This window comes from Shewanella mangrovi, from assembly GCF_000753795.1.
Lineage (GTDB): Bacteria > Pseudomonadota > Gammaproteobacteria > Enterobacterales > Shewanellaceae > Shewanella > Shewanella mangrovi.
In genome coordinates, this window is sequence record NZ_JPEO01000003.1 from 477,054 (window position 1) to 503,597 (window position 26,544).

A 26,544-nucleotide genomic window follows, 5' to 3' on the forward strand; every position below is an offset into this window, starting at 1 on the left:
CCTGCCTTAACTTAATTGCTTGGCTTTTCATCAACTTTGGTTAATCTACCCGCTTACCCACCACGAGATACACTAACCAAAGCGCCGCAATTTAGCGGCGCAATGAAAAGGCGAATTGATGAGTGAAGTGTTACTCGTTCAACTTGAGCACCGCAAGGAAGGCTTCCTGCGGAACTTCGACATTGCCGAGTTGCTTCATCCGTTTTTTACCTTCTTTCTGCTTCTGCAACAGTTTCTTCTTACGTGATACGTCACCACCATAACACTTAGCGGTTACGTCTTTACGTAAAGCTTTTACCGTTGAGCGTGCCACAACTTGGCTACCAATCGCGGCCTGAATGGCAATATCAAACATCTGTCGCGGGATCAGTTCTTTCATCTTATCGACGAGCGCTAAACCACGATGGCGTACGTTATCACGGTGCAAAATCATCGCCAGCGCATCAACGCGGTCGCCGTTAATCAACACGTCTAACCGCACCATGTCAGCAGCTTGGAAGTAAACAAAGTTGTACTCCAATGATGCATAGCCACGGCTGGTAGATTTGAGACGGTCAAAGAAGTCCATCACCACTTCAGCTGCAGGAATATGGTAAGTCAGCGCCACTTGGTTGCCGTGATACACCATATTCTTTTGTACGCCACGCTTTTCCACACACAAAGTGATCACGTTACCCAAGTAATCCTTAGGTACCAAAATGTTAGCTTCAACAATCGGCTCACGGATCTCTTCAACGTTACTCAGCGGCGGCAACTCAGAAGGGTTATCAACATAGACCACATCGCCATTGGTGAGTTCAACTTCGTACTCTACGGTTGGTGCAGTAGTGATCAAATCCAGATCATATTCGCGCTCTAAACGCTCTTGAATGATCTCCATGTGCAGCAAACCGAGGTAGCCGATACGGAAACCAAAGCCCAGTGCCGACGATGTTTCTGGCTCAAACTGCAATGATGCATCGTTCAGGCTCAGCTTGTTCAATGCGTCGCGGAAGCTTTCATAATCATCGGTGCTGATGGTAAATACACCTGCGTAAACCTGTGGTTTCACTTTCTTAAAACCGGGCAAAGGTTTATCAGCACCGTTTTTAGCGAGGGTTAAGGTATCGCCCACTGGCGCACCGTGGATCTCTTTAATACCTGCGATAACAAACCCTACTTCACCGGTTTTCAGCTCAGCTTTATCAGTTTGTTTTGGCGTAAAGATACCGACGCGGTCCGCGGTATGCGTTTGCCCGGTAGACATCACTTTAAACTTGTCGCCTTTGCGCAGCACACCGTTCTTAATCCGCACCAGCGACACAACGCCAAGGTAAGCATCAAACCAAGAATCAATGATCAGTGCTTGCAACGGTGCATCCGGGTCACCCTCTGGGGGCGGAATTTGTGCCACAATGGTTTCCAGCACCTGATCAACGCCTAGCCCAGTTTTCGCGGAACAACGCACCGCATCTTTGGCTTCAATGCCGACGATATCTTCGATTTCAGCAATAACGCGCTCAGGTTCAGCTTGTGGCAGGTCAATCTTGTTCAGTACCGGCACCACGTCCATATCCATATCAAGCGCGGTGTAGCAGTTTGCCAACGTTTGCGCTTCCACGCCTTGTCCAGCGTCGACCACCAACAGCGCACCTTCACACGCGGCCAACGAACGTGATACTTCGTAAGAGAAGTCAACGTGTCCCGGTGTATCAATAAAGTTCAGCTGATAAGTTTCACCATTATTCGCTTTATAATCCAAGGTGACGCTCTGCGCCTTAATGGTGATACCGCGTTCACGCTCTAGATCCATAGAGTCAAGCACTTGAGCGGCCATTTCACGGTCAGTCAATCCACCACAAACTTGGATGAGTCGATCTGACAAGGTCGACTTGCCATGGTCGATGTGGGCAATAATTGAGAAGTTTCTAATATTTTTCATTATGCTGCTGGACAAAACTCTAATCAGACAGAAATTCTAAAAGTGCGAAATTGTACCTGATCGGCGCATTAATACCAATCAGATTAGATGAGATGCGAGAAAACTGCGAAGTGTTCTAGGAGTGGCAATTTTGACCTTCGGCCGCTATAGCAGCACCAAGATTCGCCAAAATAACCGGCTGGGCAGAATGTTCCATTTTAGTGGCACGGAATTTACCATAACGCCAAGCGGCTAATGCTACCAATACCGCAAAAACAGCGCTGCTGGCATCAAGGTTAATATCCAGCGTGGTTCCTATGGCACTGCCTAGCACTCCGCCGACAAATAAGCCCATAAGCGGCAACAAATAAACTAAAGCAGCTGCTTTTAGAATGACGCTTTCAGGCAATCCCAAACGCAGCAGTGTTCCAGGCGCATATTGTTCAGCGGCGGGTAACGAGAACTGCTGCACTTTGGGATTAAAAGCTTTGGAAATCGCAGAAGTGCCACAAGATTCACTTTGCGAGCAGTGGCTACAGGCACTTTTCATCTGTACTTCAACCCTGACCCATCCGTCAGCATCAGTACTTATGACCTTCCCCACTTGCTCCATCATGCTCTTAACCTCACTGCAATCTTATGCTGTCGGCAATACGCACCAACGTTGCTTTAGGTACCTTACCAATCGCCACGACTTCGTATTGATTACCGACTTGCTTAGTTGCCATCGCGATACCGTCACGGGTAATCAGCTCTTCTGGCAACGAAGTATCACCAATACGTGCCACATATACCGAGATATTACTCACGCCATCAGTCAAGGCAACATATTCCACCGCTTCTTTGCTGTTAAATAACCGGTGCGAATCGCGCACAATAACCTTAAAGCCTGCGGGCAACCATTCAAATTGCCAGTTTTGACCATCTTCGCGTTCTGATGGGCTCATTGCGGCTGGCCAAGTCTGCTTGTAGGCGTCTTCCAGTAAAGAAGGCGTTTCATCAGCCTCAAACAGTTCAATCACCATCAGTTGTTCAAGTAACTTGTTGTCTTGGGTAATGATGTCGTAACGCAGTGGCAGATAAGTATCCATATCAATCCACAACACCACGGCAAATCGATACTCATCTTTTGGCATCAGTCGAACCATCTGGCCGACACGTCCCGCCATACGTGAACGTCCGCCGAGCACAAACTGATAACCGGCAGCTAATTCGGTGGTATCACCAGCGAACGCTTCGGGCAGAATGCCCGGAATACGCTCGGCATGAATACTATATACCTGCTGCTCGTGCTCAAGATAAGTTACGGTATCGCCAACACGCACCGCATTGCGCTTTAAGCCATTGAGATGCTCTAAAAACGCGACTTCAGTGTTATTAACAACACCGTGCATATAGATGATTGGGCGAATTTGGTCGGCTTCGAGTTCAATGATTGAGGCTTTGAACTGTTTTTGATGCAAAGCTTGGCTCATATGTTCAAGCCAAGCTTCAGCAGAAAGTTGCTCCTGCGCGAAGACAGGAGCAACGAAGGCTATAAGTAGCAGGATAACAGCGCGCAAAAATAATTCCTTAACGGTTTGCCGAAGCTGGAGTTTCCTCTTTATTGCTATCCACAACGGCAGCTGCATTCAATCTTTGCTGTAACAAATGATCTTGCAGATAGCTGTTAATACGCTGACTTTGTTCACGTAACTGTTCGTTAGTGTAACCTTGCTGTGGCGCTGCAGGCCCTTGATAGCTAACAGGCGAAGCACTGCCAATTAGAGGGCGAGTCACCAAAGTAGGTACACCATTATCTGGCGCGGCTTGATCTTGATTCATGCTTTGCACGCCAACGATTGCCATCATGGCCACAGTTGCTGCAATCGCATATTGACCAAACTGCTTGTAAAACGGTACAACCCTAACGGTATCTCCCGCTACTGTTGCCGCTGGTGCAATTTCAACTTCAGTTTCTGTCACAGGCGCGATGATTGTTGGCTCTTGTTCAATGGCGTCAGCAATTCGGGCTGCGAGATCCAAATTTAGGGTCTGCGGCAATTCGCCTCTCATTGCGTCACCAATCATGTGATAGCGGCGCCACTTTTCATGAGAAGTTTTGTCGCTAGCAAGCTCAGCAACGGCTTGTGAATCGGTTTCACCATCCACTGCTGCAGAGACCCACTCTTGACCAAATTTTTCCATTACTTAACTCACCTGTTTAGATTGATGGTTATCGCTCCAGCAACGGCTGAAGCTTTTTGTCGATGGCTTCACGTGCCCGGAAAATACGCGAACGTACGGTTCCCACAGGGCACTCCATCACATTGGCAATTTCTTCGTAGCTCATACCATCTAACTCTCGCAAAGAAATCGCCATTTTTAACTCTTCCGGCAGAGACTCTAAGGTATCGAACACCACTTGCTTAATTTCGTCCGACAACATTAGCCGCTCAGGAGATGCAAACTCCTTCAACGCATCACTACCATCGTAATACTCAGCTTCTTCTGCATCGACATCGTTACTTGGCGCTCGACGCCCTTGCGATACCAGATGATTTTTAGCTGTGTTTACTGCAATTCTGTACAACCAAGTATAAAACGCACTTTCACCGCGAAAGTTGGGCAATGCTCGGTAAGCTTTAATAAAGGCTTCCTGTGCCACATCTGCTACATCCGCTTGGTTACGAACATAGCGCGATATTAAATTGATTACCTTGCTTTGGTATTTCTGTACCAGCAGGTTAAATGCATTTTTATCGCCGCGTTGAACGCGTTCAACCAGTTGTTGATCACTTATCTGTCCACTCATTCGAGCCGACTTCTCCCAAATCTAAAATGCTGATTTCTCAGTCGCTCGAATTACATTCACGTATGTAGACCAGCGCCTTTCTAAAAAGTTCTTAATGATCTTTTAATTTTTTGAAATCTGTTTTCAAAAACAAAAGAGTTACCCATGAACTCTGTGTTGGTATAGGATTAACGCACCATCTAAACCAAGCATAATACCCCATGAAACAAGCAGTTGAACACCTCACAGACGTGCTGATTATTGGCAGTGGCGCCGCCGGTCTGACACTTGCGCTGCATCTCGCACAGCATTGTAAAGTCTCAGTATTATCAAAGGGTCCCCTTAATGAAGGTTCAACCTATTACGCCCAAGGCGGTATTGCTTCGGTATTTGACGCCGAGGATACCATAGAATCTCATGTTGCTGACACTTTGGTCGCCGGCGCTGGGTTATGTGATGAAGCTGCAGTGACCTTTACGGCTGAAAAGGCCAAGGCGGCTATGAAGTGGCTAATCGAATGTGGCGTGGCCTTTGATAAAGATGAATTACCCGATGGCAGCATTGATGAGTCACATTATCATCTCACTCGCGAAGGTGGTCACAGCCATCGCCGAATTCTGCATGCAGCAGATGCAACAGGTAAGGAAGTACAAACTACACTGCAACAATTGGCCAAAGAACATCCTAATATTACCGTCCTGGAACGCTATAATGCGGTGGATTTAATTACCACGCGGAAGTTGGGACATTCAGGAAACCGCGTATTAGGCGCCTATGTGTGGAACCGCGCCCAAGAATGCGTTGAAACCATTAAAGCGCGTTTCGTTGCGTTATCTACCGGCGGTTCATCTAAGGTTTATCAATATACGTCCAATCCCGATGTATCTTCAGGTGATGGTATTGCAATGGCTTGGCGCGCAGGCTGTCGTGTCGCCAATATGGAATTTAACCAGTTTCATCCCACCTGTTTATATCATGCAGAGGCGCGTAACTTTTTGCTGACAGAGGCTTTGCGTGGTGAAGGTGCCTATTTGCTGCGACCTGACGGCACACGGTTTATGCCTGAATATGATGAACGGGCAGAACTGGCGCCGCGGGATATCGTCGCTCGCGCGATTGACCATCAGATGAAAAAGCTCGGTGCCGACTGTGTGTATCTCGATATCTCTCATAAAGACAGCGAGTTCATTAAAAAGCACTTCCCTACTATCTACCGTCGTTGCTTAGATTTGGGGATTGATATTACCCGACAACCTATTCCGGTAGTTCCTGCCGCGCATTATACCTGCGGTGGCGTGATGACCGATTTGCATGGTCAAACGGACCTTAACGGCCTCTACGCCATTGGCGAAACCGCTTACACCGGACTGCATGGCGCTAATCGGTTAGCCAGTAATTCACTGCTTGAATGCCTAGTGTTTGCTCGCGCAGCCGCCGAAGATATCGAAAGCCAACTGTCGAAAAAAGCACAAGAAGCGACCATTCCTGCGTGGGATGAGAGCAAAGTATCTAACTCAGATGAAGAAGTCGTGATTGCCCACAACTGGCATGAACTGCGTCTGTTTATGTGGGACTACGTCGGCATTGTGCGTTCCAACAAACGCCTTGAGCGCGCGCTGCGTCGCGTAACAATGCTGCAGCAGGAAATTGATGAGTATTACAGTAATTTCCGCGTAAGTAACAACTTACTTGAACTGCGTAATCTGGTGCAGGTCTCAGAACTGATTATTCGCTGCGCGATGCAACGTAAAGAAAGTCGCGGCTTACACTACAACATCGATTATCCGAATAAACAGGACAACCCTAAACCCTCAATTCTGCAACCAGATTAAGCATGAGCACTTAAGGTTGTGGACGCCGATGGAGTAACAAGCGGCATAGGTGACGATAATCGTCGCCATGAAACATGTCGACAAACAACAGCACGGGTAATTGCCGCCCGTGCTGTTCCATGAAAAATATCACCAACCAAGGCGATACCCAGATTTTCTCGCCCACTTGAAATCGCTGTTCATCAGGTTGTAAACCACAACCATATTCGTCTAATGAAAACTCAAAATGCCAGTGCCGTAAACGCCAGTATTTCCAAGCTAGCGCCAATACTGTCACGGCAAATGAAGTGTATTTAATGGGATAAAAAAGCGGGGATTGAATTTCGGGCCAGCAGTTAAAAGTACTCAACAAGGCAAGCGCCAGCAGCAGAAAACTTAACTGCTGGCATAGAGAGCTACGTAGCTGAAAGCTATGGCGCTGCACGTCCGCGAACTCGCACGACCATTTCGGCTAGTTCTGCATCTGGACACTGTTGGTGTCCCATAAACCAAGCAAAAAGTTCAGGATCTTCACATTCAAGCAAACGTACAAATGTTGCTTGGTCAGCTTCCGATAAGGCTTGATAGTGATTTTCAACAAAAGGCTGGAATAACACATCCAGTTCCAACATACCGCGACGGCAAGCCCATCTCACGCGGGCAAAACTCATCTGTTCCGTCATTGAACAACTCCAGTGGTTTTAATGCTGGGCTAAGTTTACTCGCTGACGCAGGCACTGTCGATTAACCCAAAGTTTCAAATGGGTGAATCCATGCCGGAAAATAGCGGCTCAAAATCACTATTGAGCAACATCTTAACCGCTGGGTGCTGGATCATGCGCTCGGCAAAAATAAGGTGGTACTCTTCACGCACATCTTTTGTGGTACCGAGTAAGTGCATGCCACGGGCAATAATGTCTTGAATATAAATCGCCGGCGCAACAAAAATACCGCGCCCCACATAACCGAACTCACGCATCATCGCGGCATCATCGAATTCTCCCGCAATAGTAACGGACAGATCCAATTCGCCAAACCATTGATATAACTGCTGCCCCAACGAAGACATTTTGCTCGGTAATAATAAGGGCGCTTGCGTTAAGCAAGCAGGGAAAGGTGTCGATAGCGACTGGTGATAAAAAAATGCAACGCCACTTTCGCCCAGTTTTTTCGACAGGATTTCAGTATATTTCAGTGAGTCGCCAGCACAGTCGGAGAGGATCACGTCCAGTTTGTGCGCGCGTAAACGCTCCATTAAGCCCTCGTGCGTCGCCTCATAACAGGCAATCTGCATAGTGCCGTCAGCAGGCATCACTGACATCAACACCTTTCCGGCGAGTGCTTTTGACAATGCATCAGCCACCCCAACTTCAAACAAGACGCTGTTATCTTTGCGGTAGTTAAGAACATCGAGCATTTCATAGGAAAGGGCGAACATCTTGTCAGCATAGCGAAAGACCAGTTCGCCCAGTTCGGTAGGTTCAAGCTTACGGCCACTACGTTTAAACACCGCACCGTTTAAGCGCTCTTCAAATGCACGAATTTGTCCGGTAATGGTTTGTGGCGTTAAACAAAGTGTTTCGGCGGCTTTTGTCACTGAACCCTTTTTATTGACCATCCAAAAATAATACAGATGGTTATAGTTCAAATGCGACATGCCGCCTCCTTTGCTAATTCATACGCTGACAATCAAGCAGGCTAAATACCGCCTCCTCTAACGTCTCCTGAGAGACGATGGTACTCGATTCAAAACCTTCTACAAGCGCCAATACCAAATTATCCCGATCAGGTAATCGGTCTAAACAGTATTGGCGGTTAGCTTCTTGATAACGCTTACCGCCACGATACTTAAGCGCTCTCGAGGTATAGTCGTCACTATCTAAACGCGCGCCTACTGCACGAGGCTTGTACATCAGTGCGCCATCAACAATCCCCTCAAGATAACTCGTACAAACGGCTGCGGTTTGATTCACTTTACACGCCTCAATCTGTGAGCCATAGGCGGCAGGAAGTATGCCCACCATCAATGCAGATCCAACTAGCCATACTTTCATACTCGACCTCCGGTTTCAGGTAGTGTTTTGGACAACCACAGATAGCCGATAACAGCCGCTACCATTGATCCCATCAAAATGCCCAGACGCGCTAAATCACCATAAATCACCCCGCCATGCTCAAATGCCAGCGACGCAATAAACATCGACATGGTAAAGCCGATACCACACATCACAGCAACAGGCGCAATGTGTCGCCAGCCAATGCCCTCCGGCAATTCGGCCCAGCGCAGTTTTACTGCAACATAGCTAAAGAACATCACCCCTAAAGGCTTACCTAACAGCAATCCCAGCGCGATCCCCATTGGCACAGGTGACAACAAACTATCACTGGATACGCCACCTAAGGAAACTCCAGCATTCGCAAAGGCGAACAAAGGCAGGATGAGGAAGTTACTCCAAGGATGTAGTGAGTGTTCTAGCGATTCAGAAGGCGATTCCCCCTTCTTACCGCGCAGCGGAATAGCAAAGGCAATAATCACGCCCGCCAACGTTGCATGTACACCAGACTTCAGCACTGCAACCCAAAGAATGATGCCGACAAATGCATAGGCGCCAAGGGCGGTAACACCTTTACGATTTAAGCCAATTAAGACCAGTACTGCGGCAGCGGCAATGACCAAGCTAGTGACCGACAGGTCGGCGCTGTAGAACAATGCGATGATAACAATCACACCTAGGTCATCAATAATGGCAAGCGCTAGCAAAAACACCTTAAGCGCAACCGGCACACGGCTGCCCAGCAGCGCCATAATACCTAAAGCAAAGGCAATATCAGTCGCGGCCGGGATAGCCCAACCACCCAACGTAAACTCATCATGATAATTAAACGCAGCGTAGATCAACGCAGGAAACAACATGCCGCCAATTGCTGCAAATGTGGGTAACGATGCTTTGGCAACGCTTGATAGTGCCCCTTCCAACAGCTCGCGTTTTACTTCAAGACCAATCAACAGAAAGAACAACGCCATCAAACCATCGTTGATCCATAGCAACAACGGCTTATTAATATCTAAAGCACCAATGCGGATCTGCAATGGCGTATCTAACATTCCCTGATATAAAGCGACTAATGGGGTATTGGCGAACAGCATCGCGAGCGCAACTGCCACCAGTAGCAAGATTCCCCCAGCCGACTCTTGGCTGAGAAAGTTGCGAATAGCCTTTTCCATTACTTGACTCCTAAACTCAACAATTTAGTAAGTATAGCCAAGCATAATAGACAGTAATAATCGAAAGAATTTGCCAGTTAACTCGAAATTTCCGAGTTAACTGGCATTTTATAGCGGGAAATTAGATAGCAACCGGGGCTTTGATGTGAGGATGTGGGTCATAACCACTGAGCTCAAAATCTTCGAAGCGATAGTCAAAGATAGAGTCAGGCTTGCGCAAAATCGTCATCGTTGGCAATGCCCGCGGTTCACGGGTCAATTGCAAGGCGGTTTGCTCTAAGTGGTTGGAATACAGATGCGTGTCACCACCAGTCCACACAAACTCGCCTAATGCCAAATCGCATTGCTGCGCGACCATCATGGTAAGCAAAGCATAACTTGCAATATTAAATGGCAGACCAAGGAAAATATCACAACTGCGTTGGTATAGTTGACAAGAGAGCTTGCCGTCGGCGACATAGAACTGGAAAAACGCATGGCAAGGTGCCAAAGCCATTTTATCCAGTTCAGCAACGTTCCACGCCGACACAATTAAGCGACGCGAATCCGGCTGTTGTTTAATCTGCTCAATCACTTGGGTAATTTGGTCGATGTGCTGCCCATCAGGAGTGGGCCAGCTGCGCCATTGCGCGCCATACACTGGGCCTAAATCACCATTTTCATCCGCCCACTCGTCCCAAATAGAGACATTATGTTCTTTCAAGTAAGCAATATTGGTATCGCCCTGCAAAAACCATAACAGTTCATGGATGATTGAACGTAAGTGGCATTTCTTCGTGGTAACCAGCGGAAAACCTTTACTCAAATCAAAGCGCATTTGGTAACCAAATACCGAGCGAGTACCTGTGCCAGTCCGGTCAGATTTCACGGTACCGTTATCTAGCACATGCTGCATTAAATCAAGGTATTGACGCATTTATTGCTTTCCTTTCACCGGCTTAATCGCGGCAATATGTTTATCTTTTCTAAAAATCAGGTAGAGACCAAACAGGATCATCGGGATCGACAGAATCTGCCCCATGGTCAACCCTAGCCAGTAATAGCCCATCTGTGCATCTGGTTGGCGGACTAACTCTGCCACGCAGCGGAAAATACCATATCCAAGCAAAAACATCCCTGACACAGCGCCTGCTTTTGAAGTGCGCTTACTAAACCAATAAAGCAACAGAAATAGCACTACGCCTTCTAGCGCAAACTGGTACAGCTGTGATGGATGACGCGGCAATGGCCCGCCGTTGGGAAACACCATTCCCCAAGGCACATCAGTGGTTCGCCCCCACAATTCACCGTTGATGAAGTTACCAATACGCCCGGCACCAAGGCCAATAGGCACCACTGGTGCCACCATATCAGATACGGCCCAAAAACTACGTTTTTGCCGCACAGCGATAAATAGCATGGCGAGGATCACACCAACCAAACCACCGTGGAACGACATGCCACCTTCGGTAATTTTGAATAGATAAAGCGGATCTGCCAGAAAGTAGTCAAAGTGGTAAACCAGCACATAACCGATACGTCCACCAAGGATGACACCAAGGAAACTGTAAAACAGCAGATCTGATACCTGCTCTCGATTCCAAATGCCGTTACTGCGGTCAGCCTTACGATTGAGCAGCACCATTGCCGCAATAAAGCCAACCAAATACATAAAACCATACCAACGTAATGCTGGTTCAAACGAATGGCCGAAGATATCAAACGGACCAAACTTGACGATAATTGGGTCAATATCAGGAAACTGCAATGCCATAGTATTTTGTAATTCCTGGTGTATGTGTGATAAGTCGTTAACTTAAAATAAGTTTTAGCCCGACAACTAACAGCAATGCGGCAAATATCTTTTTCAGCACAGCTGTGGGCCAAGTACTCGCGGCTTTCGCTCCTAACGGGGCAATCAACATCGAGGTAGCGACAATTCCTGCCAACGCTGGCAGATAGATATAACCGAACGAACCGGACGGCATTCCCTGAATATCCCAGCCGGCGATAACATACCCTAAACTGCCCCACAGTGCGATGATCAGCCCGTTAGCTGAAGAAAAACCCACCGCTTTTTTCATTTCAAGTCCGCAGAAACAAAGAAATGGCACCATCAGCGTGCCACCGCCAATGCCCATCAATGCAGAAAGCACTGCTATTACTGCTGATGCGATAAACAGCACCGGGAACGGCGGTAACTTACGCCCTTCCGCTTTGGGCTTCACCGGATACGCCATATTGATAGACATCAGAATGACGAACACTGCGAACCCTTTTTTGAGGTCATCACCGGAAATAAGTTCAGCAATAAATCCTGAACACAGTGCGCCAACCGCAGTACCCGGCAACATAGGTAAAAACAAAGACCAATCAATATTGCCCCGCTGATGATGAGCTCTGGCGGACGAAAAGGAAGTGAGGATAATCGCTGAAAGAGAGGTCGCGATTGCAACATGAGGAATCGATTCGGCGGGTACGTTAGCCCAAGGTAAAATATAGAGTAATGCGGGAACCGCAATCAATCCGCCACCAATCCCCAGTAAGCCTGCTGAAAAGCCCACAACAGAGCCAAGCACCGCACAAACAGCAAATAACAGTAGAAGTTCCATGTGATGTGTGCCGTGATATCGGCATCCTAGTTAGGTTAATAACTCAGTTACAGCGCATTAGTTTAAAATGGCTGCTAAATCTTTTTGTGCTAGATACTCACGCAATAACTCACGTACATCCTGTCCACTACGTTTAGTCAGCGCTACGTCCAGCAGCGATTTAAGTTCTTCAAGGCTTACGCGGCGCAGTAGATAGTTAATCCGCGCCAAACTCCCCTGGTTCATACTCAGATGGCGATACCCCATTGCAGCTAACAGCAAAGCACCGGCAGGCTCACCCGCCATTTCGCCACAGACACTGCTTTCTAATCCGTATGCCACACATTGCTCGTGTGCACTTTTAAGTGAGCGCAACACGCCAGGATGGTAACTGTCAAACAATGAGGTAACCCGCGGGTTGTTGCGATCGACAGCCAGCAGATATTGAGTTAAGTCGTTACTACCGACCGAGATAAAATCGACCCGTTTAGCGACCTCTTCCAACTGAAACAGCAGGACTGGCACCTCTAACATGATGCCCACCCTAGGCCGGCTTAAATTAGGATCAACATCAGCTTTTAACTCTTGATAAGCTTGTTCAAAGTATTCCAAGGCGTGGTCAATCTCTTCGAGATTGCTCACCATAGGTAATAACACACTCAGTTGATCGCCAGCGCCGTTAGCTTGCAACATGGCGCGGATCTGCACCAAAAACAGCTCTGGATGATCTAACGATAAGCGAATACCGCGCCAGCCAAGGAAAGGGTTTTCCTCTTTGATAGGGAAATATGGCAATGGCTTATCGCCGCCGACGTCCAATGACCGCATAGTCACCGGACGGCCGCTAGCGGCGTTAAATACTTGCTTATAGACAGTGATCTGTTCCGACTCACTCGGAAAGCGCTGTTGCAACATAAACGGGATTTCAGTGCGGTACAGGCCAATTCCATCAGAGCCATCGGCAATTTCTGACTCAAGGCCGCTGAGTAGCCCAGCATTGAGGTAAAGCTTAACTCGCTGTCCATCCAAGGTTTCGGCGGGCAAATGCAGTTCATGCACATATTGCCGTTGCAGCGCCTTCTCAGCATTCATCAACAATCTGAATTCGCTGATCACCGCCGGAGATGGCGATACCATCAAGCTACCACGAGTAGCATTAAGCACCAGTAATTTACGATGCAGATTGGCAGACAATACCTGTTGTACGCCAGTCAACGCCGGGATCCCCATCGCGCGCGCCAAAATAGCCGCATGGGAATTGACGCCGCCTAATTCGGTCACAATCCCAACTAGCTTACCTTTAGGAAATTCAGCGAGCAGCGTGGTGTCAGCTTCTTTGGTCACCAGAATGACAGGTCGGTCCGAATCGAGTCCGAGCTGCCCCGGCTCAATAAGTTGCCGGAGGACTTTAGTGCCTAACTCACGAATATCACTAGCGCGCTCTTTTAAGTACGCATCTTCCATCATCTGGAACTGCTTAATGTAGCGCAGTGATACGCGGCTAACAGCCGCCTCAGCTTGCCAGCCATCTTCGACTTCGCGCAGATATTCCCCACCGAGACTGGAGTCTTCCAATAACAATTGCAATGCCGAGAAGATAGCGACAACTTCTTGATCTTGCTCGCGGTCAAACCGTTGGGCCAGATTTGCGAGATTGTTGCGACATCGTGCAATCGCCTGCACGATACGCTCCATTTCAAGAGCGACATCGGCACTTCTTTGCTCAGGTTGCTCAAGCGAAATATCGCCGCCTAAAACTAAAGCGTTAGCAATCGCGATACCATTGGAGGCAGGTGTTCCACTAAACAGCACTTGCTGACGACGGTGTTGCACCACTGACTTCTGTTTGAGTCCCCGTACCGCCATCGCCAACTGTGCCGCCAACGTCATTAAAAAAGCTTCTTCGCCTTCGTTAAATTGACGCGAACTCGCCTGCTGCACAACAATTACGCCGAGCAGTTGCTTTTGGTAAATGATGGGAACCGCGAGAAAAGCGCGATACTCTTCTTCTGCCGCTTCTGGGAAGAGTTTAAAGCGGGGATGCTGACGAGCATCGGGCAAATTTATTGCTTCTTCACGCTCAGCCACTAAGCCGACCAAGCCTTCAGAAAGCGGCATTCTAACTTGCCCGACAGATTCAGGTTTTAGACCGTCCGTTGCAGACAACACCAACTCATGCTCATCAAGAACATAGATAGAACAGCATTCAGTGGCCATTGCCAACTTGATTTGCTTCACCAGCAATTCCAACGCTGCGTCTAAATCTTTAGCCCCAGCAACTGCCTGTGTAATATCCCTGAGCGTGCTTAACAACGGGTCCCCCTGACTCTCGAATAAAACTAGCGATTATGGCGATTACGATTTCGCCGTCGTGGTTCACGATGCTGCATCGCCAAAGTAGTCGCAGCAAACTCCTTCATCACTTTGCGGTATACATCGCGTTTGAACGAGACAACTTGTCGCACCGGGTACCAATAACTTACCCAACGCCAGTCATCAAATTCTGGATGACCACATGCGTTAAGATTTACCGCATTGTCTTGTGACTTTAATTGCAGTAGAAACCACTTTTGTTTTTGGCCAATACAAACCGGCTTACTATCCTGTCGTACGAGGCGCTTCGGCAATTTATAGCGTAGCCAAGATCGGGTTGATGTCAGAATTTGAACATGCTCAGGCAGCAGCCCAACTTCTTCGAATAATTCTCGATACATCGCTTGTTCAGCGGTCTCGCCATCATCCACTCCCCCTTGGGGAAATTGCCAGGAATGCTGCCCATACCTTCTGGCCCACATCACCTGACCGATCTTATTACAAATAATTATGCCCACATTAGCGCGAAAACCATCGCTATCAATCACATGGACTCCAAAAATCGAGCAAGATTAATGGATTGATTGTTTCACAAACGCCGCCAAGCGGCAATTACCAACTGTGCCTGAATTTTCCTGCCATTAAGTGAATACTTTTCACTCATTTTTAAAGTTATTCACTTTTTAACGATAGTTTCGTCCATCTATCCACAAAAACTGTGGATATCTATGTTTGCAACTAGCGAATACTCTGGAAAAAGTCGGAAAAGCCATCAATTCGGCCAGATTTAATGCGAACACAAAATAATAATAAGTAACTGATTCTATTAAACTTACATGGGAGTAACAACTTTTCCGCCACTGTTTTACGCCGCACTGTCGATAAATTCAACAACTCGCAACTTAATCAAGTTATCAACATCCACGAGTGATAAGAATTAAAAACTTTTATCGATTTACTAAATAAAAATGCTACGTTTTGATTACAAGGCCGCGAGTATGATGTGGTATCAGTCACACCATTTGGTCTCAAGACGGTTATCCCATAAAACTGTTGATAACCTTGTTGGCAAAGAGGGGGAATCCAGAGAGTAAAAAGGTAAAACGTTTTATCTCAATATACATCGATAAAATTTATCTATAAAATTCATAGTAATAGTTAGCTATTGCGAGTTCTAATTACTGTGCAAAACTGCGCTGTCGTTTTTTTAACCGCAACTAATTCTATCCACATTTACCTCTATTTAATGGCAAAAGCAGATGAATCAGGTTTCACCTCCCACCAGCGTTGAACAACTGATGCAACGAGCAGAAGGCCTTGCAGGGTTAACTTTGGCTGAAATAGCTGCACAGCTATCAATCAAGGTGCCACAGGATTTACGCCGAGATAAAGGTTGGGTAGGTCAACTATTTGAAGCTGCACTTGGTGCTGAAGCTGGCTCGAAACCCGAGCAGGATTTCCTGCATTTGGGTGTTGAGCTAAAAAGTATTCCCTTGAATGCGGCCGGCTTACCATTAGAAACAACATATGTTTGCGTGGCCCCACTATCTGATGTAACCGGTATGCGTTGGGAGCAGAGCCTTGTTTATCATAAGTTACAGCGCGTGCTGTGGATCCCGGTAGAAGGTGAGCGCCATATTCCCATTGGAGAACGCCATGTGGGAATGCCCATTTTGTGGCAGCCAAATGCCAAGCAGCTATCGCAACTGCAACAAGACTGGGAAGAGATAATGGAGCTCATTAGCCTTGGCAAAGTTTCTCAGATAACAGCGCGCCATGGGGAAGTTCTGCAACTGCGCCCCAAAGCGGCTAACAGTAAAGCCATGACAACAAGCATTGCCGAAGATGGCAGTCTGCAAATGACCAACCCGCGCGGCTTCTATTTGAAGACCCAATTCACAGCCGAAATTTTGCGGAATTATTTCGGTTGAGCAGCCAAAGAGTTGACGCTGAGTTGATGTAGATCACACATATCACTGGAAACTATAGGGTTATATCTATAAACTAGCGCTCCTTGGGATGGGGTGTAAGCGCAGGCAAGATATTTTTCGTGAGAGCTCAAGTACAGGCTAAAAAACTATTGTTTGCCATTCTGGCCTGGACTGGGGCAATGTCGGCTTTTGTATTTTTCCGCTATTCCCAAACCCTCGAAGTCCCACAATGGGCAGTCAGCCCCGGCGACTTTGCCACACTCGCCATCTATCTTGGGGTGATCTTTGGCAGCCTCCACTGGATGTCGAATCTCATCGCCGATTTCAGTGCCATTAACCGCCTGCCCTATATCTTCTCGGTCATCTTTAAAGGCTTGTTTTTGCTATTAGGCGCCACCACCCTCGCCTACATGACCCAATATCTCAACATGTGGGCACTGGAAAACCATATTGCGACGCTTCGGCAAATGCTGACGGTGCATATTCTTTATAGTCCGTCATTTCAGGCGCTAATTGTTTACCTCGTTGTGGTGCGAGTGGGGTTAGCGTTTATTGAACAGATGGCATTGTTAGTAGGGCCACGTATTTTGCTCAATATCGGTATGGGCAAATACCATAAGCCACGTTATGAACAACGACTGTTCATGTACCTCGATATGGTGGCCTCGACCACCCATGCAGAATCGCTGGGCGACTATCGTTTCAGCCGTTTGATCCAAGACTGCTTTAGCCTGTTGACCGAAACCGTGAACAACAACGAAGCGGAAATCTACCGCTATATGGGCGATGCAGTGCTGATCCATTGGCCACTAGAGAAAGGCGTTAAGCATGATCGCTGTATGAACATCTATTTTGAGTTCAGCCAACAGCTCAACTGGCAGCGCCGCTATTTTGAAGAGCATTATGGATTTGTGCCTAAATTCAAAGCAGCGGCCCACTGTGGACAAGTTGTAGCGGCAGTCGTCGGCGTACAAAAGCAAGAGATTAGCTTCTTTAGCGATGTCATCAACACCTTGGCGCGACTACAAGACCAATGTAATCCACTTGGACAACGTATGTTGCTTTCGGGCGCGCTGGTGTCACGACTCGAAAATAACCACAGCGAATATCAACTCACTAATCTTGGGCCGGTAAAACTTAAAGGTAAACAACACTCTATTGAGGTGTATGGCGTAAAGCCTAAGCAAGGTTGATAAAGTTATAAGCTTATTGAATAAAACCTTAAAATCCCCTTATTTACCATTACATTATTCCTCCCCAAAAACACCAACAACAAGTCCTACGCACTCACAACTAACAATTCGGCAACATAGATTCAGGAAACTGTGAAGTATCTGGCTGTTTTTCCATCAAATAAGGTTAAATTGAATCAAACCATCCGCTTACAGGGACAGAACAAATGGATTTTGCCGAACATCTCCAGTCGCTTTCTAAAAAGGCAAAGCAGATAGGAATTTCACTGGAAACTGAAGAAGCTACCAAAAATGCCTTAGTCATGCCGTTTCTTCACAATGTCCTCGGCTATGACATTTTCGAGCCGACAGAAGTGGTACCGGAATTTACTGCAGATACTGCAACCAAGAAGGGCGAAAAAGTTGATTACGCAATTTTAAAAGATGGTGCGGTGCAGATCTTAATTGAATGTAAGCGATTCGGAGAAAAATTGAATCTTAAGCATGCTGCACAACTTTTCCGCTATTTTTCAGTAACTAATGCTCGAATAGCCATATTAACCAACGGCCACGAATATCAGCTTTTTACAGACTTAGACGCACCCAACAAAATGGATGAAAAACCATTCCTAGTTTTGGAACTATTAGATGTTGATGAACACATCGTTCCAGAGGTGAAAAAGCTCACAAAGCAAGCCTTTGATGTTGAATCCGTTGTCGGAGCTGCTGGAGAATTGAAGTACCTTTCAGCTATAAAGAGACTGCTTGAGAAGCAGTTTCAAGAACCCGAAGAGGAGTTAGTAAAATTCCTTGCATCACACGTTTATGATGGTGTTTTGTCGCCTAAAGTTAAGCAGCAATTTACGGTAATTGTTAAGAAGGCTTTGAAGCAATTTCTCAGCGACAGCGTCAATGATCGTCTAAAAAACGCACTCTCGTCTCAGGAAGGAGATGAACAATCTCAGCTGTCTGCGTCAGAAAACTCACCATCAGAAGCAGAAGCTTCATCGAGAGAATCAAAAATTGAAACCACGCAGGAAGAAGTCGATGCCTTCAACGTGGTTAAAGCTATCTTAAGAGCTCAATTCGATGTGAATAGAATTGTCCCACGTGATACTCAAAGTTACTTCGGTGTTTTACTTGATGACAACAATCGAAAGCCTCTTTGTAGACTCCACTTCAATGGTAAGTCCACTAAGTACGTCGGCATCTTTGACCCTTCAAAAAATGAAACAAGATTACAGATTGACTCGATTGATGATATATATCGAATCGCAGATGATTTGCTAGACAGTACCAAACACTATGTCGAAGTTAATTAACGTATCGGTGATTAAGCGTTAAAAAAGCCGCTGTTAGCGGCTTTTTTCTTTACTAATCTTCTTGTTTCAACAGCTTTTGGATTTCTAATCCCAACGTGCGGAAGGTCATAATGCGGCTGGTCGTTTGACGCCAGACAATGCCGATTTCACGATAAGGTGCGTCGCCCGGCGGGGTCATCACCGACAAATCGGTATCTTTTAAGATGCCAGCATCAATCGCCATTTGCGGTAGGAAGGTGGTACCCAATTTACTGTTTACCATCTGCACTAAGGTATGCAGGCTGGTTGCTGCAAATGGGTTTACCTTAGCACTATCACTTAACTGACAGGCGCTAATTGCGTGACCAGTAATACAGTGTTCACTTTGCAGCAAAAAGATACTTTCATCTGGCAGCGCATGATAGTCAATCGGCTGATGTACATCAGCAGCCAAGTCTTTGTGGATCACCATTTTGAATGGATCGACGCCGACTTTCATACTGTGGAAACCAGAGACATCAGCAGGCAATGCCAGCAGCAACAAATCGAGCTCACCTTTACCTAAGGATGCCAGCAATCGCTCGGTAGTGTCTTCTTTGAGTAGCAGACTAAGCTTGGGATAGCTTTTTTGGCATTGCTTGACAACTCGGCTGAGCAAGAATGGCGCAATAGTCGGAATACATCCTAAACGGATTTCACCGGTCATTGGTTCGCCCTGGTTTTTGACGAGCTCCACTAAGTCGTCAACATCCGTCAAAATTTTCAACGCTCGCTGCACGACTTCTTCACCGGTCGCCGTGAACATAAATGACTTATGGTCGCGTTCAATCAGTTGATACCCCAACTGCTCTTCCAGATTCTGAATGCCGCTCGACAGCGTTGACTGACTCACATGACAGAGTTTGGCTGCTCGGTTGAAATTCTGTTCCTGATGCAAGTTCACCAGGTAATAAAGATTTTTAAGGCTGGGCAAATGTTTCATTGTTTTAGACACCAATTGTCTACCCTCAAATTGTAATACAATACCACAATACAAAAATCGAGCAGATAACGCCAGAACCATTATCAAATTTATCTTTCAGAAATTTCACTTTAAACGATGATGACGATAAAAGAACAGAGTTTTAATGAAAAAACAGATAAGAACCGGACATTAGAAGCGGAGAAACAAAAAGTGACGCATCTAGCGTCACTTTTCGGAAGGGAGTTTATCGCGCGAAATTTACGCTTTAGCTTCGAGGAAACTTTTTAATGTTGCCAAGTCACCTTCTATCAAAGCGAGTATCTGCTGTAGCCACTCAGCATGGTGTTCAGCCCACGATGGGTCTTCGCCATGTTGCAGAGACTGCGCTAAATGATGCACTCGTTTCAGCCCAACAGATCCAGCAGCGCCTTTAAACTTGTGCGCTTCGGAACACAATACCTCGTTATCACCCGCGTCATAAGCTGATTTGAGATTGGCCAAATACTCTGGCAGCAATTTCTCAAACAACACAACACTACGCAACAATGTGCCTGCTCCAATTGCACTGCAATATTGTTCCAGAGTATTAAGATCGAGGACTGAATCCAAATCGCCGTTTGCCATTGAGGCACTCCTTGCATTAAAAAACTAACCACATAATACCTGCTTAACGCCTAGGCGCAACCGCTGTTCAGCTTACAGGATCACTTTTTGTCTGCACGTTACATGGATTTAACAATCAAATGCTTAGCAGAGAACCTTGCCCACCAAACTCGGCCAGATTATCTACAATGCCGACCAGTCCGGTCCAACGACTGGCACACCATTGTGGCGCTAACAACATCGGGGGTTTGGTATATGCTGTAACGCGATGAAATACCACATCATTTGGTGTGCGGCGAATAATATCTGTCGCACTGGTGACATACTCATCTAAGGTAGGCGGCACTAAGCGACCAGCGCGCCATGCTTTGGCCATGGTGCTGCCGTCAACGATGTGCAAAGGATGCAGTTTCAGCCCATCAACCCCACTATCGAGTACTCTGGCTAAGGTTTGCTGATGATCATTGAGGGTTTCGCCGGGCAAGCCAAATATAAGATGGGTACAGACCTTTAAGCCCAATTTCCGTGCCCGCATTACCGCATCATGGTAAGCGGCGTAGTCATGACCACGATTAATCCGTTTGAGTGAGTCATTATTGGCCGTTTGTAATCCGAGCTCTAGCCAAACCTCATAGCCTTGCTGCTGATAATCCGCAAGCAGCGCCAACACGGAATCAGGAACACAGTCCGGCCGCGTACCAACACATAAACCCACTAAGTCCGCCACTTGCAATGCTTCATCATAGCGTTGCTTGAGTAGCGCGTACTCTTCATAAGTGCTGGTGTAGGCTTGGAAGTAAGCTAAGAATTTATCGGCTTTGGCGCGTAAACGCTGTTTACCACCTGTCAGTTGATCCGCTATGCTGAGCTGCGTACTTGGCTCGTGGCTAAATGATGCCACATTGCAGAAAGTACAGCCGCCGCGACCAAGCGTGCCGTCCCGGTTAGGACAGGTGAATTTAGCGTCTAGTGTTAACTTCTGTACGCGTTGACCGAAATGTTGCTGGCAATAGCGACCTAAAGTAAACACAAAATCATCCAGACCCATGACACCACTCTGACGGCTTAGCAGAAAACGCGCATGGTATAAGCTCTGGCCGCATATTTGTATGTGCTAAATCAATGTTTATGCCATTGTCAGACAACATCTCCATACCTGCCACCCGCTACCCACAACTGAATAGTTAGTCACATTTTTCGATTATTTACACAAAAATAAGCAGCTCAAAAAAACAGCACTCAGTTCAATAAATTTTTGCGTCAAAAATGTTACGCTTTAGTATTAAATCTTTTAATGATTTTATAAATTTCTTTTTATTCATAATGTTATACGTCACTTTTTTCAGTTTACGTTAACGGAATATAATTAAAAAATATTTATAAAATCACCTTATTTGAATTGAATATATGCAATCTTTTGGTTTGACCTTTGAAGACTCTCAGGATAATTTGATTGGTTCGGGTGCATATCTATAGACAGCAATCTATTCAGATTCATGTTGTCGACGTTTTTGGGGGGTTTGTATGAGTTTGTATCATCCCAGTTTTGAGCGGGAAAACTGTGGATTTGGCTTGATTGCACAGATGGACGGTGAAGCGAGTCACCGTATTGTGCGAACAGCGATTCACGGTTTAGATCGCATGAAACATCGCGGTGGGATTGCTTCAGACGGACGCACAGGTGATGGCTGTGGCTTGCTTATGCAAATGCCACGCAGTTTTTTTGAAGCCATCGCTGAAGAAGAAGGCTGGCATCTTAGTCGGCAGTTTGCCGTGGGCATGTTGTTCCTCAGCCAAAATCAAGAGCTGGCTCAAGCCGCCAAAACGCTGATAGAACAAGAACTAGAAAAAGAGATGCTCAGCATCGCAGGCTGGCGCCAAGTGCCGGTCAATCCAGATGTATTGGGGGAAATCGGTAAATCCAGTTTACCGGACATCTGGCAAGTATTAGTAAATGCACCGGTCGGTTGGCGTGAGCGTGACGTTGAACGACGTCTTTATATGGCGCGTCGCCGTATTGAGCAGCAGCTTGCTAAAGATAAAGATTTCTATGTGGCGAGTTTGTCCGGCCAGGTCATCGTTTATAAAGGATTGATGATGCCGGCGGATTTGCCGGCATTTTACTCAGACCTAGCGGATCTGCGTTTACAGAGTGCTATCTGTCTGTTTCACCAACGTTTTTCAACTAACACCTCACCTAAATGGCCATTAGCGCAACCATTCCGCTTTTTGGCGCACAATGGTGAAATCAATACCATTACCGGTAACCGTCAATGGGCGCGTGCTCGTGCCTACAAATTTAGCTCGCCGCTGCTGCCTGACTTGCAGCAAGCTGCGCCATTTGTGAATGAAACCGGTTCTGACTCATCTTCGCTTGATAACATGCTGGAAATGCTGCTCGCGGGTGGCATGGACTTATACCGAGCGATGCGTTTGCTTATTCCACCCGCTTGGCAAAGTAATCCAGAGATGGATGAAGAGCTAAAAGCCTTCTATGACTTTAACTCCATGCATATGGAGCCTTGGGATGGCCCAGCCGGTATCGTAATGACCAATGGTCGCTACGCCGCCTGTGCGGTAGACCGTAACGGTCTGCGTCCTTCGCGTTACGTCGTGACCAAAGACCGTATCATTACGCTAGCGTCAGAAGTGGGAATTTGGGATTACCAACCGGATGAGGTGGTAGAAAAGGGCCGCGTAGGGCCAGGTGAGCTGTTAGTCCTCGATACCTTAAGTGGTCGTTTGTTCCAGTCATTTGAAATCGATAATGACCTGAAACGTCGCCATCCTTACAAAGAATGGATGTCGAAAAACAGCCGTATGCTGACGCCTGCTGAGCAACTACCAGTGGAACAACTGGGCGTAAGTGAATTCCCGTCAGACAAATTGCTTCAATACCAAAAGTATTTTGGTTATACCCGTGAAGAGCTTGAACAAGTGATCTGGGTAATGGCGAGCCGCGGTGAAGAAGCGATTGGCTCTATGGGTGATGACACGCCAATGGCTGTGCTCTCCGGTAAACAGCGCTCGATTTTCGACTATTTCCGTCAAAAATTTGCGCAGGTAACCAACCCTCCAATTGATCCGCTGCGTGAAAAACACGTAATGTCGCTGGCAACCTGTATCGGTAAAGAACAGAACATGTTCAATGAAACCACAGGTCATGCCTATCGCGTTATGTTCAACTCACCCGTGTTGTTGTACAGCGATTTTAACCAGCTATTACAGTTGGACAGCGACAACTACAAAGCCAGCATCATCGACTTAAGCTACAGTGCTGAAGAAGGACTGCAAGCGGCGACTGTACGTATCACTGAAGAAGCTGAACGTTATGCCAGCACTGGCACCACGCTTATCGTGCTGTCTGACCGCAATATTGGTAAAGACAAGTTAGTCGTGCCGATGGCAATGGCGGTAGGTTCTGTGCAGCAGATGCTGGTGAACAAGCAACTTCGCTGCGATACCAATATCATTGTAGAAACCGGCGCCGTGCGCGATCCGCACCACTTCGCGGTATTGCTGGGCTTTGGTGCGACCGCTATCTACCCATACTTGGTATACGAAACAATCTCTGGCATGGCGCCAAGCTACGGCCAAGACGATATGGTTGGGCTAATGCTTAACTACCGTCAAGGTATCGAGAAAGGCCTGCGTAAGATTATGTCCAAAATGGGCATTTCGACCGTGGCGTCTTACCGTTGCAGTCAGCTGTTTGAAGCGATTGGTTTGGCAGATGAAGTGGTTGACCAATGCTTTAAAGGCGTTGTCAGCCGCGTGCAAGGCGTGGGCTTCAAAGGTATTGAAGCCGATCAGCAAAAGCTGGCAAAGACAGCCTTCCGTGCACATCTGCCATTACCGCAAGGTGGCCTGCTGAAATATGTTGAAGGCGGAGAATATCACGCCTTTAACCCTGATGTGGTCAACACCCTGCAGTCATCGCTGGCAACAGAGAATTACGCCGATTATCAAAAGTTCGCCAAGTTAGTGGACCAACGTCCAGTGGCGACGTTCCGTGATTTGATGGCCATTAAGAGTGACCTGCCAGCTATCGATGTCGATAAAGTAGAAGCGGATAACACCCTCTACCCACGCTTTGATACTGCAGCAATGAGTATTGGTGCGCTAAGCCCAGAGGCTCACGAGGCATTAGCCATCGCGATGAACCGTTTAGGTGGTCGCTCTAACTCTGGTGAAGGTGGCGAAGATGCGCGTCGCTTCAATACCGAACGTAACTCTCGTATCAAACAGATTGCCTCTGGCCGCTTTGGCGTAACGGCGCACTATCTGGTTAATGCCGATGTGTTACAGATTAAGGTCGCTCAAGGTGCCAAGCCAGGTGAAGGCGGTCAATTGCCAGGCCATAAGGTCAGCGTTGAAATTGCGTCACTACGTTATGCGCGTCCCGGCGTCACCTTGATTTCGCCACCGCCACATCACGATATCTACTCGATTGAAGATCTAGCACAGTTGATTTTCGATCTGAAACAGATCAACCCGAAAGCCATGGTATCAGTCAAGCTGGTATCTGAGCCGGGTATCGGCACGATTGCGACTGGTGTCGCGAAAGCTTATGCCGACATGATCACTGTTGCCGGTAACGACGGTGGTACCGGTGCGAGTCCGCTGACCTCAGTGAAATATGCGGGTAGCCCTTGGGAACTAGGTTTAGCCGAAGTACATCAAGCCTTGGTGGAAAATGGTCTACGCCATAAGATCCGTTTACAAGTGGACGGTGGCTTAAAAACGGGGACTGACGTCATTAAGGCGGCACTGCTCGGTGCTGAAAGCTTTGGCTTTGGTACCGTACCTATGATCGCCTTAGGTTGCCGTTACCTGCGTATTTGTCACCTGAACAACTGTGCCACCGGTGTTGCAACGCAAGACAGCAATCTGCGTGAAAAGCACTACCACGGTTTACCAGAACGTGTGATGACCTACTTCCAGTTTGTGGCACGTGATGTACGCGAATGGATGGCGAAACTCGGTGTCAGCCGCTTTGAAGACTTGGTTGGTCGTAGCGAATGGCTGCAACTGCTTGAAGGTGAAACCGACAAGCAACGTGGCTTGGATTTGACGCCGATCCTTCATCGTCCGATCGTGAAATCCACTACCGCGCTCACTTGGAAAGAAGCCAACATTACCGCCGATAAAGGCGAACTGAACCAAGAGTTAGTGGCGAAATGCGGCGAACTCGTTGATAAAGGCGAAGGCTTTGATGCCTGCTTTAACATCAGCAATACCGACCGTTCAGTGGGCGCAGCCTTGTCTGGCTACATTGCCAGCAAATGGGGCGTGAAAGGCTGTCCGCAGCCAATCAACATTCGCTTCAACGGCAGTGCCGGACAAAGCTTTGGTGTCTGGAACAACGAAGGGCTGGACATGACGCTCTGCGGCGATGCCAACGACTATGTCGGCAAAGGTATGTCTGGCGGTAAATTGACCATCCACCCACCACATGGCAGTGCCTTTAAAACAGAACGCAGTTCGATTATCGGCAACACCTGCCTGTACGGCGCAACTGGCGGCAAGCTGTTTGCAGCAGGTCGTGCGGGTGAACGTTTCGGCGTGCGTAACTCGGGTGCACTGGCGGTGGTTGAAGGTCTCGGTGACAACGGTTGCGAATATATGACTGGCGGTATCGTCGTGGTATTGGGCACAACTGGGGTGAACTTTGGTGCAGGTATGACCGGTGGTTTCGCCTACGTCTTTGACCAATTTGGTAAGTTTGCCCGTCGCGTTAACCAGGAAATGGTGGAAATCATGAAGGTCGAAGCCCCTATCCACCAACAACACTTACGCGGTCTGATCGAACAACATGTCGCCGAAACTGGCAGCGAACACGCCAAAGCCATTTTGCATGACTTTGAAAACTGGCTGGATTGTTTCGTACTGGTGAAGCCGAAAAACATAGCGGCTGCGGATCTGCTCAAAGTGCAGAATCCAACTCCAGAGCTGTCGGTAAAAGCGGGGTAAGATGGTA

23 protein-coding genes are annotated in these 26,544 nt (G+C 47.4%); 5 read left to right on the forward strand and 18 right to left on the reverse strand.

The features are described from left to right. Positions 1-130: 130 nt before the first annotated feature. From lepA to rpoE, 5 genes are all read right to left on the reverse strand, one after another. On the reverse strand, positions 131-1,921 hold the full coding sequence (gene lepA / locus HR45_RS07275; RefSeq protein ID WP_037441261.1) for a translation elongation factor 4: 1,791 nt from the start codon (positions 1,919-1,921) through the stop codon (positions 131-133). A gap of 115 nt (positions 1,922-2,036) precedes the next feature. After that, positions 2,037-2,516 carry a SoxR reducing system RseC family protein gene (locus HR45_RS07280; protein ID WP_037441263.1) on the reverse strand — a complete coding sequence of 160 codons (480 nt, stop codon included), beginning with the start codon at positions 2,514-2,516 and terminating at the stop codon, positions 2,037-2,039. 10 nt (positions 2,517-2,526) lie between these two features. Beyond that, the gene (locus HR45_RS07285) at positions 2,527-3,462 is read right to left on the reverse strand and encodes a MucB/RseB C-terminal domain-containing protein (protein WP_037441266.1); all 936 of its coding nucleotides are present in this window, start codon (positions 3,460-3,462) and stop codon (positions 2,527-2,529) included. 10 nt (positions 3,463-3,472) lie between these two features. Beyond that, positions 3,473-4,087 (reverse strand): sigma-E factor negative regulatory protein, encoded by a 615-nt coding sequence (locus tag HR45_RS07290; protein ID WP_037441268.1) that lies wholly within the window; start codon positions 4,085-4,087, stop codon positions 3,473-3,475. Positions 4,088-4,115: 28 nt separating this feature from the next. Beyond that, on the reverse strand, positions 4,116-4,694 hold the full coding sequence (gene rpoE / locus HR45_RS07295; RefSeq protein WP_037441270.1) for an RNA polymerase sigma factor RpoE: 579 nt from the start codon (positions 4,692-4,694) through the stop codon (positions 4,116-4,118). Positions 4,695-4,894: 200 nt separating this feature from the next. Here rpoE and nadB point away from each other — a divergent pair, with 200 nt between their 5' ends. Continuing rightward, positions 4,895-6,505 carry an L-aspartate oxidase gene (nadB, locus tag HR45_RS07300; protein ID WP_037441273.1) on the forward strand — a complete coding sequence of 537 codons (1,611 nt, stop codon included), beginning with the start codon at positions 4,895-4,897 and terminating at the stop codon, positions 6,503-6,505. A gap of 10 nt (positions 6,506-6,515) precedes the next feature. On the opposite strand, the gene HR45_RS07305 is transcribed toward nadB, so the two are convergent. From HR45_RS07305 to rppH, 10 genes are all read right to left on the reverse strand, one after another. Continuing rightward, positions 6,516-6,929: a protein YgfX gene (locus HR45_RS07305; RefSeq protein ID WP_037441276.1), complete on the reverse strand. Its 414-nt coding sequence runs from the start codon at positions 6,927-6,929 to the stop codon at positions 6,516-6,518. Then, positions 6,916-7,167 carry an FAD assembly factor SdhE gene (locus tag HR45_RS07310; RefSeq protein ID WP_037441279.1) on the reverse strand — a complete coding sequence of 84 codons (252 nt, stop codon included), beginning with the start codon at positions 7,165-7,167 and terminating at the stop codon, positions 6,916-6,918. Before HR45_RS07310 ends, HR45_RS07305 begins: the two co-directional genes overlap by 14 nt. A gap of 74 nt (positions 7,168-7,241) precedes the next feature. After that, a complete protein-coding gene (gene nhaR, locus HR45_RS07315; protein WP_037441281.1) occupies positions 7,242-8,141 on the reverse strand; it encodes a transcriptional activator NhaR in 900 nt (299 codons plus the stop codon). A 13-nt stretch (positions 8,142-8,154) separates the two neighbouring features. Then, positions 8,155-8,538, reverse strand: a complete 384-nt coding sequence (locus tag HR45_RS07320) for a hypothetical protein (RefSeq protein ID WP_037441283.1) — start codon at positions 8,536-8,538, stop codon at positions 8,155-8,157. Then, positions 8,535-9,710, reverse strand: a complete 1,176-nt coding sequence (gene nhaA, locus HR45_RS07325) for a Na+/H+ antiporter NhaA (protein ID WP_037441284.1) — start codon at positions 9,708-9,710, stop codon at positions 8,535-8,537. Before nhaA ends, HR45_RS07320 begins: the two co-directional genes overlap by 4 nt. Positions 9,711-9,831: 121 nt before the next feature. Continuing rightward, entirely contained in the window at positions 9,832-10,626 is a 795-nt protein-coding gene (gene thyA, locus HR45_RS07330; protein ID WP_037441287.1) for a thymidylate synthase, read from the reverse strand. Then, positions 10,627-11,463, reverse strand: coding sequence for a prolipoprotein diacylglyceryl transferase (gene lgt, locus HR45_RS07335; RefSeq protein ID WP_037441289.1), 837 nt, complete (start codon positions 11,461-11,463; stop codon positions 10,627-10,629). 37 nt (positions 11,464-11,500) lie between these two features. Continuing rightward, positions 11,501-12,301, reverse strand: a complete 801-nt coding sequence (locus tag HR45_RS07340; RefSeq protein ID WP_037441292.1) for a sulfite exporter TauE/SafE family protein — start codon at positions 12,299-12,301, stop codon at positions 11,501-11,503. A 57-nt stretch (positions 12,302-12,358) separates the two neighbouring features. Continuing rightward, positions 12,359-14,593 carry a phosphoenolpyruvate--protein phosphotransferase gene (ptsP, locus tag HR45_RS07345; protein ID WP_037441293.1) on the reverse strand — a complete coding sequence of 745 codons (2,235 nt, stop codon included), beginning with the start codon at positions 14,591-14,593 and terminating at the stop codon, positions 12,359-12,361. A 26-nt stretch (positions 14,594-14,619) separates the two neighbouring features. Beyond that, a complete protein-coding gene (gene rppH, locus HR45_RS07350; protein WP_037441296.1) occupies positions 14,620-15,141 on the reverse strand; it encodes an RNA pyrophosphohydrolase in 522 nt (173 codons plus the stop codon). A gap of 711 nt (positions 15,142-15,852) precedes the next feature. On the opposite strand from rppH, the gene mutH reads away from it, so the two are divergent. The 3 genes from mutH to HR45_RS07365 all read left to right on the forward strand — a co-directional run bounded on the left by mutH (position 15,853) and on the right by HR45_RS07365 (position 19,018). Beyond that, a complete protein-coding gene (gene mutH, locus HR45_RS07355) occupies positions 15,853-16,524 on the forward strand; it encodes a DNA mismatch repair endonuclease MutH (protein ID WP_037441298.1) in 672 nt (223 codons plus the stop codon). A gap of 119 nt (positions 16,525-16,643) precedes the next feature. Further along, a complete protein-coding gene (locus HR45_RS07360) occupies positions 16,644-17,717 on the forward strand; it encodes an adenylate/guanylate cyclase domain-containing protein (protein WP_037441300.1) in 1,074 nt (357 codons plus the stop codon). A gap of 206 nt (positions 17,718-17,923) precedes the next feature. After that, the gene (locus HR45_RS07365; RefSeq protein ID WP_037441303.1) at positions 17,924-19,018 is read left to right on the forward strand and encodes a type I restriction endonuclease; all 1,095 of its coding nucleotides are present in this window, start codon (positions 17,924-17,926) and stop codon (positions 19,016-19,018) included. A gap of 52 nt (positions 19,019-19,070) precedes the next feature. Here the strand turns inward: HR45_RS07365 and oxyR are convergent, their stop codons facing one another. From oxyR to mnmL, 3 genes are all read right to left on the reverse strand, one after another. After that, a complete protein-coding gene (gene oxyR, locus HR45_RS07370) occupies positions 19,071-19,979 on the reverse strand; it encodes a hydrogen peroxide-inducible genes transcriptional activator OxyR (RefSeq protein WP_037441478.1) in 909 nt (302 codons plus the stop codon). Positions 19,980-20,219: 240 nt separating this feature from the next. Continuing rightward, positions 20,220-20,585 (reverse strand): Hpt domain-containing protein, encoded by a 366-nt coding sequence (locus HR45_RS07375; RefSeq protein WP_037441305.1) that lies wholly within the window; start codon positions 20,583-20,585, stop codon positions 20,220-20,222. A gap of 115 nt (positions 20,586-20,700) precedes the next feature. Next, positions 20,701-21,612 (reverse strand): tRNA modification radical SAM protein MnmL/YtqA, encoded by a 912-nt coding sequence (gene mnmL, locus HR45_RS07380; RefSeq protein WP_037441306.1) that lies wholly within the window; start codon positions 21,610-21,612, stop codon positions 20,701-20,703. Between the two features lie 476 nt (positions 21,613-22,088). Between mnmL and gltB the strand changes: the two genes are divergently transcribed. Further along, a complete protein-coding gene (gene gltB, locus HR45_RS07385) occupies positions 22,089-26,537 on the forward strand; it encodes a glutamate synthase large subunit (RefSeq protein ID WP_037441308.1) in 4,449 nt (1,482 codons plus the stop codon). Positions 26,538-26,544 lie beyond the last annotated feature (7 nt).